Annotated in this window: 13 protein-coding genes; 12 read left to right on the forward strand and 1 reads right to left on the reverse strand. The window is 26.2% G+C overall.

Annotation, left to right across the window (positions count from 1 at the left end):
• Window positions 1–11 precede the first annotated feature (11 nt).
• The 11 genes from NX779_RS00615 to NX779_RS00665 all read left to right on the forward strand — a co-directional run bounded on the left by NX779_RS00615 (window position 12) and on the right by NX779_RS00665 (window position 10,044).
• Complete coding sequence (locus NX779_RS00615; protein ID WP_259430302.1) at window positions 12–2,162, forward strand: LTA synthase family protein; 2,151 nt, start codon at window positions 12–14, stop codon at window positions 2,160–2,162.
• Between the two features lie 92 nt (window positions 2,163–2,254).
• Window positions 2,255–2,878 carry a uracil phosphoribosyltransferase gene (gene upp / locus NX779_RS00620; RefSeq protein WP_004428096.1) on the forward strand — a complete coding sequence of 208 codons (624 nt, stop codon included), beginning with the start codon at window positions 2,255–2,257 and terminating at the stop codon, window positions 2,876–2,878.
• 221 nt (window positions 2,879–3,099) lie between these two features.
• Entirely contained in the window at window positions 3,100–3,510 is a 411-nt protein-coding gene (locus NX779_RS00625; protein WP_259430303.1) for an MG406 family protein, read from the forward strand.
• Window positions 3,510–4,385, forward strand: coding sequence for a F0F1 ATP synthase subunit A (locus NX779_RS00630; RefSeq protein ID WP_259430304.1), 876 nt, complete (start codon window positions 3,510–3,512; stop codon window positions 4,383–4,385). Before NX779_RS00625 ends, NX779_RS00630 begins: the two co-directional genes overlap by 1 nt.
• Window positions 4,386–4,401: 16 nt before the next feature.
• Window positions 4,402–4,713, forward strand: a complete 312-nt coding sequence (gene atpE / locus NX779_RS00635) for an ATP synthase F0 subunit C (protein ID WP_259430305.1) — start codon at window positions 4,402–4,404, stop codon at window positions 4,711–4,713.
• A 20-nt stretch (window positions 4,714–4,733) separates the two neighbouring features.
• The gene (atpF, locus tag NX779_RS00640; protein WP_259430306.1) at window positions 4,734–5,279 is read left to right on the forward strand and encodes a F0F1 ATP synthase subunit B; all 546 of its coding nucleotides are present in this window, start codon (window positions 4,734–4,736) and stop codon (window positions 5,277–5,279) included.
• 5 nt (window positions 5,280–5,284) lie between these two features.
• Window positions 5,285–5,836, forward strand: coding sequence for a F0F1 ATP synthase subunit delta (locus tag NX779_RS00645; RefSeq protein ID WP_259430307.1), 552 nt, complete (start codon window positions 5,285–5,287; stop codon window positions 5,834–5,836).
• Between the two features lie 11 nt (window positions 5,837–5,847).
• The gene (gene atpA / locus NX779_RS00650; RefSeq protein WP_259430308.1) at window positions 5,848–7,425 is read left to right on the forward strand and encodes a F0F1 ATP synthase subunit alpha; all 1,578 of its coding nucleotides are present in this window, start codon (window positions 5,848–5,850) and stop codon (window positions 7,423–7,425) included.
• A 3-nt stretch (window positions 7,426–7,428) separates the two neighbouring features.
• The gene (gene atpG / locus NX779_RS00655) at window positions 7,429–8,286 is read left to right on the forward strand and encodes an ATP synthase F1 subunit gamma (RefSeq protein ID WP_259430309.1); all 858 of its coding nucleotides are present in this window, start codon (window positions 7,429–7,431) and stop codon (window positions 8,284–8,286) included.
• 10 nt (window positions 8,287–8,296) lie between these two features.
• The gene (gene atpD / locus NX779_RS00660; RefSeq protein ID WP_259430310.1) at window positions 8,297–9,727 is read left to right on the forward strand and encodes a F0F1 ATP synthase subunit beta; all 1,431 of its coding nucleotides are present in this window, start codon (window positions 8,297–8,299) and stop codon (window positions 9,725–9,727) included.
• Window positions 9,728–9,744: 17 nt separating this feature from the next.
• Entirely contained in the window at window positions 9,745–10,044 is a 300-nt protein-coding gene (locus NX779_RS00665) for a FoF1 ATP synthase subunit delta/epsilon (RefSeq protein WP_259430311.1), read from the forward strand.
• A gap of 16 nt (window positions 10,045–10,060) precedes the next feature.
• On the opposite strand, the gene NX779_RS00670 is transcribed toward NX779_RS00665, so the two are convergent.
• Window positions 10,061–11,041 (reverse strand): 5'-3' exonuclease, encoded by a 981-nt coding sequence (locus NX779_RS00670; protein WP_259430312.1) that lies wholly within the window; start codon window positions 11,039–11,041, stop codon window positions 10,061–10,063.
• Between the two features lie 129 nt (window positions 11,042–11,170).
• Here NX779_RS00670 and NX779_RS00675 point away from each other — a divergent pair, with 129 nt between their 5' ends.
• On the forward strand, window positions 11,171–12,301 hold the full coding sequence (locus tag NX779_RS00675) for a phosphatase PAP2 family protein (RefSeq protein WP_259430313.1): 1,131 nt from the start codon (window positions 11,171–11,173) through the stop codon (window positions 12,299–12,301).
• Window positions 12,302–12,594 lie beyond the last annotated feature (293 nt).

A 12,594-nucleotide genomic window follows, 5' to 3' on the forward strand; every position in this document is an offset into this window, starting at 1 on the left:
TAGAATAATTAATGTCACAAAAATCTAAAAAAATATTAGACAAAGTTTTACATATATTTATATATGTAATCTTTTTATGTTTATTTTTCACTTTTCTTTATACAAGATTAAATAGTAATTATTTACAAACTGTAACGTTTTTTGCCATACCTTTAAAACATAAAGTATTAGCTATTATAGGAGATATCTCAATACTTTTAGTATTATTTAGTGTAATACTTTTATTTAAAAATAAATTAATAAGAATTCTATTAATGAACCTAGTTCTAATTTTATTAATTGTCTATCTATTCATGAATTTTGGAGTTTCAAAATATGCAACTACAGCATTTCCTTTTTATGATCATAAAATAGAAAATGCTAGTCAATTTTATATAAATGCTGGAAAAAATGCAGGAGCGGGTTACTTTTTAGAGTATAAATTCTACCTTCTGATAATTTATATAATTCTTTTTGATATTTATGCAATAACATATCTTATTTTGAATAGAAAGTATTTTAAAGATGTTAATGTTAAGAAAAACAAATCTAATTTTTCAATAAGATTATTTAAAAGATTTCTAATTTCTATGTGTTTATTTTCTGGTGGATTAACTACTTCATTTTTAACATTTTGAAATTATAATACTTTCTTAAAAAATACTGTACAAGTTGAATCATCTAATCAAACTTTAATGATGCAAATGATGGGTAAATTAAATTATGTACTTTATTCAAGTTATGATCCATTTGTTAAAAATAATCAAAAATTAGATATTGATAAAGACAAATTAAATATCAATAAATATTCTAGATTAAATAGTTATTCTAAAAATATATTAGCTAATGATAAAAAGAATTTAGATGCTAATTCAAAAATTTATAAAATTAAAGATTCAATAAAAAACATAATTTATGTTCAATTTGAATCAACTAATCATTTATTTAGCGCTAAAGATAATATTTTCACTAACACTGATTATCTACCAAACTTAAGAGCATTATTAAAAGAATCATATGTGTTAGACAACTTCTATTCAAATGCAGGAGTTGGTAATTCAGCTGACGGTACACTAGGAGTTTCAACTGGAATTATACCAACAGGAAATAGAGTAAGTTCTAAAGAATTAAAAAGAACAAAAAGTGAAATTCAATTTTCACTACCTAGAGTATTAACTGATTTTAATAACTATATTTTTGAACCAAATAACTTAGAGTTTTATCACTATAATCATTTCTTTGAAAAATCTTTAGGTCATCAAAATAGATATTATTTTACAGATGATAAAAAATATAGAAATGATGATAAATTCAATGTTTTCAACTTTAAAGAAATCAAAAATCTAGATGGATCAAACAATATAAAACCTACTTTAAACTTATTTAATACTGATGTTATTAATGATCAAATACTACCTAGTTTAATTTATGATGTTATTACCAATAATAACAATCCTAACAAGAAAGATAAAAACTTCTTTCATGTAAATTTATTATTCCCACATGCTCCATTTAACTATTATAAAAATAAAGTAGAAATTAAAAATGATAATCTTAATAAACTATCAACTGAAGGTAGAAGATATTTAAATGCTGCTATTGATTTTGACAATGTTATTAAACAATTTATAAAATTAGGTAATAAATTAAAAGATACTATGTTTGTATTTTATAGCGATCATCCACATACTGGATTAAATAAAAATGATTTAGAAATCTATTATAATAAGAAATTAACTTGATTAGAATATGTAAAACTAAGACAAAAAATCCTTGCTTTTGTTTATATTCCAGATAAAAATAACGATCCAAACAGTAATCAAGCTAAAGGTATATTAAAAGGCGTAAATAAAAACGTTAGAAGTCATATTGATATTTATGCAACTATGTTAGAGTTATTTTCAAACAATAAAGATTATCATTATTTTGGAACTAATATTTTTACAGATGAAAAAACATATAATCTAGATCCTAGAAATATGTTATTAATTACTGATGATTTTTCTATTTTAGGAAATACTACTTATTCATCTAAAGACGAAATAATGTATGAAATTAGTAATGAAAATATAGATTTAAACATGGTTTTAGATAAATATAACTTAATAAAACAAGACAAAATTATCAAAGATAAATACTTTATGCAAAATAAATTAAATGAACTATATTCTAATAAAATTTAAAGTGCTTTTAAGCACTTTTTAATTTTTTGTAACTAATAAAAATATTTGCATATTTTTTAAATTAAAATAAAATAGATAAAAAGGAGAATATTATGGCATTTACTGAATTAAAACACCCATTAATTATTGATAAATTAACAAGAATGAGAAGAAAAGAAACTTCATCTAAAGATTTTAGAGAGAATCTAAATGAAATTGCTCAATTAATGGTTTATGAAATTTTTAGAGATTTACAATTACAAGAAATTGAAATTGAAACACCAATTCAAAAAACTAAAGGCTATACAATTGATCAACCGATTGTACTAGTTCCTATTTTAAGAGCAGGAATAGGTATGTTAGATGGTATTCAAGCATTAATTCCTACAGCAAGAATTGCTCACGTTGGATTATATAGAGATGAAGAAACTTTAGAAATTCACCAATATTTTGCAAAAACAACTAAAGATATTGATAAAAGCTATGTTATTGTTGTTGATCCTATGCTAGCAACTGGAGGAAGTGCATGTAAAGCTATTGATATTGTTAAAGAATGAGGAGCTAAAAACATTAAATTTGTTTGTTTAGTAGCTGTTGAAAATGGAATTCAAAAAATCCAACAACAGCACCCTGATGTAGAAATTTATGCAGCTTCAAAAGATGAATATTTAAATGAAAAAGGTTACATCGTTCCAGGATTAGGAGATGCTGGAGATAGAATTTTTGGTACTAAATAATAATTAAATAATTGAAAAACTCTTAAAGTAGATTTAATTTCTACATAAGAGTTTTTTATTATTAAAATCAAAAATAAATTAATAATTAAAAATTCAATAGTAAAAACCGCACTTCTAATAGTCAATATTAAAGACGTTAAACAATTTTAGATGATAGTTTAGCTAAAAAGGAGTAAAATTATATCATGGACTACCATATAAAAGAAAGGTTCTATTAAAGCATGTTAAAACAAGCGCTTTCAAGGAATTTAACAAAAATAACCTTGATTGTTAACTTATTATGAATATCATTTTTTGTTATTGTTTTTGCAATTTTGGTTGGTACAAGAACAATAGCATGAAATTGATTAACTGGATTAATTTTAGGTCAAATTTCATCAATTTTAGGATTGATAATGTTGTTTTATACTAGAGAACTTATGATTAAGTATGAAAATCCTTTTCTATTTTGTTTTATGTTTCTTATTAGAATTGGTTTGTATGTTATTCCATTTTTCTTATCTTTAGTATTATATGATGGAAAAATTTTTAATTATCTATCTATTCTAATTGGTTTAACAACTGTATTTTTACTACCAATAAGTTCTTATTTAGATATTAGAAATAAAAAAAGAAAGGGGGAAGCAAGTTAATGTTGATGTCAATAGCTGATAATTTCAAAAAATGAGATAGCTTTACTAGTTCATTTATCACTATTTTTCTGGTAACTGTTTTTGTTTGTACAATTTCTATTATTTATAACAAGAAAATCAGATCTCATAATGTAGATGAAAAAATGTCTGGATTTTTAGTTTTAATAAATATGTTTGTATTAACAGTTGAAAATATTGTTACTTCAATTCTAGGTAAAAAATATAAAAAAGTTACACCATATGCAATGTATTTATTATCTTATATCTTTTTAGGATCAGTAGTTTCACTACTTGGATTTGAATCTCAAACAACATCATTTACAGTTACATTTTCTATGGGATTAGTTACTTTTGTAATGATTTACTATTTTGGTTTGAAATATCAAAGATGATCATTCTGTCGTCGTTACATAAATCCAATTGAATTATTTTCACAATTTACCCCGTTACTTTCAATATCTTTCCGTTTGTTTGGTAACCTTTTAGGTGGATCGATTATTTTAGGATTATTGTATGCTTTATTAATAGGTTTTCAATTAAGTTGAACAACAGAATCTGTTAATAATCATTGAATTTCTTATTACATATGAAATCCATCTGAGTTTCCAGATGCTAATGAAGCTTGAAAATTACAATATAAATATTTTTGAGCAGGATTGAACGTATTCACGACACCATTAGCTCCAATGTTACATATCTATTTCGATTTATTTGACGGATTAATTCAATCTATAGTATTTACTATGTTAACTCTATCTTATTGAGCAGAGCAAATTAAACTTGATGAAGGGTCTCATAAAGCAGATGAGGCAGTTGAAAATATGTGAATAGAAAATAATTCACAAAATCAAAAACAAATTATTCAATTAAATTAAAAAGGAGAAAAAAATCATGTTATATACAGCATTTGTATCAAACGTATTAGCAAATTACATTACTGCATTATCAATCATTTTACCTAATTTATTAGCTTCAGATACTGGAACAGGATTAAAATACCTTGGAGCAGGAGTTTCAATGGTTGGTGTTCTTGGAGCAGGAATTGGTCAAGGAGCAGTTGGTCAAGGTGCGTGTCTTGCTATTGGACGTAACCCTGAAATGCACGGAAAAATCACTTCAACAATGATTATTGCAGCTGGTATTGCTGAGTCTGGTGCGATTTATTCATTAGTTATTGCTATTTTATTAATCTTTGTTGTTTAGTTAGATAGAAAGAATATATTATGGTATTTAGTTTATTTAACACTGCTTTATTTGCTCAAACTCAAGGTGTGCCCGACATTGTTGCAAACCTTTTCCCAAACTTACCTAATTTTATTGCCCATGTATTAGCAACAATCGTTTTAGTTATTGTTTTATCAAAATGAGTTTACAAACCATTTAGACAAGCAATTGATAAACATAGAGAAAAAATCAATGAAGTTTTAACTGATGCTATTGAAAAACAATCACAAGCAAACATTCAAGTTCAAAAAGCAAATTCTTTATTAGAAAATGCTAAAACTGAATCATTATCAATTATTAAAAGTGCAAAAATTGATGCTGAAGCTCAAAAAAATCAAATCATTGATAATGCAACAACTCAAGCAAGAAGCATTCAAAATCAAGCTAAAAATTCTATTGCTCAAGAACGTTTAAAAGCAGAAGATGAAATTAAAAATACAATTGTAAACTTAGCTTTTGGTGCAGCTGAAAAAATCTTAAATCAAGAAATTGATAAAGAAAAAAATAAACAATTAGTTGACGAATTTATTAAAAACTTAGATTAAAAACTATGTTATTAAAAGAAAAAGTTATTAACAACTGAGCTGTAGCCTTGTCAAATATCGCAATAGAAGAAAATTTAGTTGACGAATTTATTGAACAAACAGATGTTTTAATTCGTGTTTTAAGAGATAAAGATGATTTTGCAAAAATTTTATCTTTTTCAACTAATGAACAAAAAAGTAGATCTATATCTATAATTGATGAAACTTTTAATGGATTTGGGTTTAATATACATCTTATTAACGCTATGAAATTATTAGTTGAAATACAAGCTTTTATAAACTTTAGAGATATTTTAAAAGTTTTATATCAAAAATTATTAGCTTCTAAAAAAATAGTTTCAGGTATTGTTTGATCAACTGAAGAATTAACTAAAAAACAAATAGAAATGATTGAACAAAAAATTTCAAAACAAATTAATAAAAAAATAGACTTAATTAACAAAATTGATTCTTCATTAATAGGTGGAGTTAAAGTTTATGTTGATGGCAAAATATTTGATGGTTCTATTCAAGCTAAATTAGAATCTATGAAATATCAAGCAATAAAAGGTGAATAGGAGGTTAAAAAATGAGTTTTAATATCAAAGAAATCTCTGAAATGATTGAACGACAAATCAAAAATTACGGTAAAAAAGTTGTTGAATCAGAACAAGGAACAGTTGTTACTATTGGTGATGGTGTTGCTTTAATTTATGGATTAGATAAAGCATTGATGGGTGAATTATTAATTTTTCCTAATGATGTTTATGGTATGGTTTTAAACTTAGAAGAAGGTGCTGTTGGAGCTGTTATTTTAGGTGATGAAACTTTAGTAAAAGAAGGAGATTTTGTTAAAAGAAGTGGTAAGGTTGTTGAAACACCAGTTGGTGATAAAATGATCGGACGTATTGTTAATGCACTAGGTCATCCAATTGATGATTTAGGACCAATCGAAACAACAAAATCAAGACCAGTTGAAAGAGTAGCAACTGGTGTTATGGCACGTAAATCAGTTTCTCAACCTTTAGAAACAGGAATTTTAGCAATCGATTCAGCTATTCCTATCGGACGTGGTCAACGTGAGTTAATCATTGGTGATCGTCAAACAGGAAAAACTGCAATTGCAGTTGATGCAATTCTTAATCAAAAAGGAAAAAACGTTAAATGTATTTATGTAGCAATCGGTCAAAAAGATTCTACAGTTGTTCAAGTTGTTGAGAAATTTAAAAAATATGGTGCAATGGAATATACAGTTGTAGTTAATGCTGGAGCTAGTGAACCAGCACCACTTCAATATCTAGCACCATATACTGGGGTCACTATTGCTGAAGAGTGAATGGAAAATGGACAAGATGTTTTAATCATTTATGATGATTTATCAAAACATGCAGTTGCTTATCGTGAAATGTCACTTCTATTAAGAAGACCACCAGGTCGTGAAGCTTATCCTGGAGATGTTTTCTACTTACACTCTCGTTTATTAGAACGTGCTGCTAGAGTTAATGAAAGATATGGTGGAGGATCAATTACAGCTCTACCAATTATTGAAACTCAAGCAGGAGATATTTCAGCATATATTCCAACTAATGTTATTTCAATTACTGATGGACAAATTTTCTTATCAAGTGAATTATTTAACCAAGGTGTAAGACCAGCTGTTGACATCGGTCCTTCTGTTTCTCGTGTTGGATCATCTGCTCAAATTAAGTCAATTAAACAAGTTTCTGGAACTTTAAAATTAGAATTAGCTCAATACTATGAATTAGAATCATTTGCTAAATTTGGATCAGATCTAGATGAGTCTACTAAAGCCAAACTTGATCAAGGTGCAAGAATTATTAAAATGTTAATCCAAAAACAATACAGCCCATTATCTCAAACAGAAGAAGCTATATTATTATTAACTATCAAATCTCACTTAATTAAATGACTTCCTCTTGACTTTGTTGCGGAATTTAAAAATGAAGTTTTACGTCATTTTGCTAAAGATAGTTCAGCTAAAAAGTTATATCAAAAATTAGAAAAAGACAAAGTATTTGACGATCAACTAGAGAAATCAATTCTAAAAGAAGCAGAAAAAATTGTAGCAAGAATTACTCACACTATTAAAGATTACAAACCAGAACAATATGGATCACTTGCTGATTATGAAAGTTTAGGAAAATAGTTTATGCCAAATTTAAGTGGTTTAAAAGCAGAAATTTCTTCAGTTAAAAACATTGGAAAAATCACTAATGCAATGCAACTTGTAGCAAGTGCTAAATTACGTAAAATTGGTAAAAGAGTAGTTGAAACACATCAATATGTAACTGAAGTTTATACATTATTTAATAACATTATCACTAATTCAGATAAGTCTATTTATTTAAAAGATGATGAAAAATCATTAAAAAAGACATTATGAATTGTTATTAATTCAAATTTAGGATTATGTGGAGCTTACAATTCTAATGTTAATAAATTAGTCATGGAAAACATTAAACCTAATGATCAAGTATATGCAATTGGAGCAAAAGCTGTTTCATTTTACAAAGCAAGAAAAGTAAAAATTAAAGAACAAAAAACTGATGTTGATATTAATTTTACAAACGAACAAGCTAGATTATTAGGAAATGATATTCTATCATTTTACACAAGTGGTGAATTTGATGATATTAGACTAGTTTATACTAAATATATCAATAATGTTACTTATGAAGCATCAATATTAAGACTATTTCCAATTATTAAAATAAATGATAAAGAACAAGAAAATGATAGTTCAAAAGCTAAAATTGTTTTTGAACCAAGTGCAGAAGAAATTTTAGACACAGCAATTAGTTTATATTTAAATTCTGTTTTATATGGAACAATAGTTGAATCTCAAGTTAGCGAACAAGCTTCTAGAAGAAATGCAATGGAAAATGCAACTAATAACGGTAAAGGTTTAGAACAAACTTTAAGTTTAAAATATAACCGTGAAAGACAAGGTGCTATTACTCAAGAAATAAGTGAAATTGTTTCTGGTGCTAATGCACAATCAAATTAGGAGGGATAAAATGAAAAAAAGTAAAAAAACAAGTCAAGAATCTACTGAATTTGTATCAACAGGTAAAATAGTTCAAGTTATGGGTCCTGTTGTTGATGTTAAATTTAGTGAAAATAACATCCCTATGATTTATGATGCTTTAGTAGTTGATAATAACGGTGTAAAACTTGTTTTAGAAGTTGAACAAAGTATTGGTGATGAAATAGTTAGAACAATCGCCATGGGACCAACTGATGGATTAACTCGTGGATTAGAAGTTAAAAATACAGGAAAACCTATTCAAGCTCCAGTTGGAGATGTTGTATTAGGTCGTATGTTCAATGTTTTAGGTGATGCAATTGACGAAAAACCTGATGTTGAAGGTGAAAGATTACCAATTCACCGTGATGCTCCTAGTTATGATGAATTAGTTACAACTACTGAAATTTTAGAAACAGGAATTAAAGTTATTGATTTAATGATTCCATTTTCTAAAGGAGGAAAAGTTGGATTATTCGGTGGAGCTGGAGTTGGTAAAACCGTTTTAATTCAAGAGTTAATTAATAACATCGCAAAAGCACACAACGGAGTTTCGGTGTTTGCTGGAGTCGGAGAAAGAACTAGAGAAGGAAACGATCTATACTACGAATTTATTGAAGCTGGAGTTTTAGATAAAACTAGTTTAGTATTTGGTCAAATGAACGAACCACCAGGAGCACGTATGCGTGTTGCGTTAACTGGATTAACAATGGCTGAATATTTTAGAGATAAGAAAAACATGGATGTATTATTATTCATTGACAACATCTTTAGATTTACACAAGCTGGAGCAGAAGTTTCTGCCTTATTAGGACGTATGCCTTCAGCTGTAGGATACCAACCAACTTTATCTACTGAAATGGGTTCATTACAAGAACGTATTACTTCAACTAAAAACGGATCAATTACTTCAGTTCAAGCAGTTTATGTGCCTGCTGATGACTTAACTGATCCAGCGCCTGCAACTACTTTTACTCACTTAGATGCACGTATTGTTTTAGATAGATCTATTGCTAGTTTAGGAATTTATCCAGCAGTTGATCCACTAGCTTCATCATCTCGTATGCTAGATCCAGAAATTGTAGGATTAGATCATTATCAAACTGCTTTAGGTGTTCAAGAAACATTACAAAAATACCGTGATTTACAATCAATTATTGCAATTCTAGGTATGGATGAATTAAGTGAAGAAGATAAATTAGTTGTTCAAAGAGCAAGAAAAATAAGAAACTTCTTATCTCAATCATTCTTTGTTGGTGAAAAATTCACAGGAAGAGCCGGAGTATTTGTAAAAGTAGCTGATACTGTTAGATCATTTAAATCTATTTTAGATGGTGAAGTAGATAATATTCCTGAATCATACTTCTTATATGCATCAACAATTGATGATGTTATTATGAAATTTAAAAATGACAAAAAATAATTTTAGGAAAACAAACTATGGGAATTAAACTTAAAATTATTACTCCAAATGGTATTTTTATCAACGGTAAAGAAGTAGATATAATTAATGTTAAAACTATTGATGGAGAAATGGGTATATTAGCAAATATGCCTCCATTTGTAACTGCTTTAATAATTAGTGATTTAAATTTTAAAATAAATAATCAAACAACTTATGTTCACGTTAGTGGTGGATTAATGACTGTTAGTCAAACTGAATGTAAGATAATAACTGAAAACTTATATTTAGTTGATGAAAATGGAAGTAGACTAGAAACACCAACTAAAATAGACTAATAATTAAAAAGTCAATCTAATTAGATTGACTTTTTGTTTTGCTAACTTTATTAGTAACTCTCTTCTTTTTATTTTTACTATAGTTAATTGAATTACTTTTATCAAACTGTTCAATCTTATTTCTAATAGGTTTAATAAAAGAATACATTTGTTGAGATTTTAAAAATTTAATTAATTTATAATAAGTAACTCTAGTAGGTTTAAAATTAATTTTTCCTAATTTTAAATTAGTTAAAATAGTAGTTATTTGTTTATTTAAAATTAATAAATCTTTATTTTCTGAAATATTTCTTTTTAAAGGTTTAGGTAACTTATCAATGTTTTCAATAATTGTTTCAACATTTTTATATTTTTCTAATAACATATACGCTTGTTTGTGTCGCATATATTTAACACCTTTAATGTTATCACTACTATCTCCCAACAACGCTTTAATATCTGCAACTTGTTTAGGAGAGCAAGAAAAATGCTCATAAACTTCTTTTTCAGTAATTATATGTGTAGCGTCTTTTTTACTAATATTTGTAATTATATAAGTTTTGTCATTTACTAATTGAAATGTATCTTTATCATTAGAAAGAATTCTAACTTCATATCCTAATTTATTTGCAATTCTACTAATAGTTCCCATGACATCATCACCTTCATAAGGTTCTTTTTCATATCAAGGAATGTTTGCTGCAGTTAAAAATTCTCTAACTATTTTCATTTGAGGAATTAGATCTGCTGGTGTTTCTTTTCTCTTTGCTTTATAGTTTGGATATAATTTTTTTCTAAAAGATTCTTTATCAATATCAAAAGTAACTATAATACAATGATAGTTGTTTGAATTAATAAATTTAAATATATTTGCTGCAAATGTATAAACAGCGTTAATTATAACTCCGTCTTTATTTGTTGAAATTTTCTTTCTTTTTAAAGTACCATAATAGCCTTTATGTAATAAATGATAACCATCAATTAGTAAAATCGGTTTGGTTTCATTTTTCGTAATCATTGTTCTAATCAATCCTTACGTATTTAATAATAACACTAAAAAGTAAAAGATAAAATAAGCACGTATTAATTAACAATTAAGGTAAAATTAAATATTGTATAAGACTTATAAATATAAAAGAGGTGTAAGATGAATATTAAAAAGAAAAGTTCAGTTTTTTATACTATATTTTTTAGTTTATTAATACTTTTTATATTAGCTTTGGTAGGTTTAGTGATTTCTACACCTTATAAAACAGATCTTGAAATATCTAAGTTTTTTGAAAAAGCATTAGACTATGAAATAGGTAAATATTGATCAGTTACTTATGAAATGTTAGGTAATATGTTATTAACACCATTTATATGTTTTGCTTGTATGGTTGTTGTTGAAAGTTGGTTTTTACATAAATCAAAAAATAATCAGTTAAACTTCTGAAGTAAAAATAAATGAATTATAAAAGTAATCTATTTAGCAATCTTAATTTCATCTTTATTAGTTCTATCAACTGTATCTTATTTTCAACTTAAAAAAGGTAATGGATTTGAAGTTGATGGAGATGCTGTATTTTTAATGAGTATGCATTATAGAAAAGTAGCACTTATAATTTCAATTACTGTTACTCATTTAATTATGATCGTTGGTTTTTGTTTATTGCATTTTAAGTTTGCTAGATCTCAAAACTTCTTATCTAGTCAATATTGAATTGAATCTATTAAAATGTTTATGTTTTTTGTAATTGCATATATAATCGTTATCATTTTAAAAGGAATGACTTCTAGAGTTTATTATTACAATGTTATTTATGCTGATCTATTAGAAAAAATGAAACAAGAAGGTCATCAAGATTGAGTAAATTTTTACTTGGATCAAACTGAGTTTAAACACGGTTTAGTTGATAGCAATAATGATGTAATTAACATTGATGGTAATTGAGCTTGATATGTAATAAATGGAAAACCGTTTCATCCACGTCAAGATTTAAATTTTTATGACAAGTGAGTAGAATGAGCATTTCCGTCAGGTCATATAATTGGAACTTTAACAATGTCAACAACATTCTTTTTCTTTCTTTCAAATAAAAGGAAATTAAGTTATATAAATATTATTTTCTTAGTAATTTTCTTATTACACTTACTATCTATGAGTTGTGCTTTAGTTGTTGATAGAGGTCATTGATTTTCAGATGTTTGTTTTTCTTATTTATTTGGATTACCTTTAATTTGAGTTGTTCACAAAATAGGAGAAAAAATCAAACAAAGAATAAATAATAAAAAATAGCACTTGTGTGCTATTTTTAATGTTTCAGAAAGGTTTTAACAAATTAATCTCACATATGATTAAAAAAGTTGTAAATTCATTAATTAAAAGAAGTTCTCTAAGTAAACTTAAAAAAAGTGTGGAAAACACATTATTTTTAAGTATTTAGCAATAATATATTAAAAATTTATATATTTAGCCCAATTTCACTTAAAAAAGTGTGGAATCCCACAGAAATTTTAAATATTTATTAGTTATAACCTGATAAAACATGTATTTTTTGTATAATATACTTAAAAAAAGTGTGGAAAACA

Origin of the sequence: Mycoplasma cottewii, from assembly GCF_024918975.1 — a bacterium.
In the GTDB taxonomy this organism is placed as follows: domain Bacteria; phylum Bacillota_I; class Bacilli_A; order Mycoplasmatales; family Mycoplasmataceae; genus Mycoplasma; species Mycoplasma cottewii.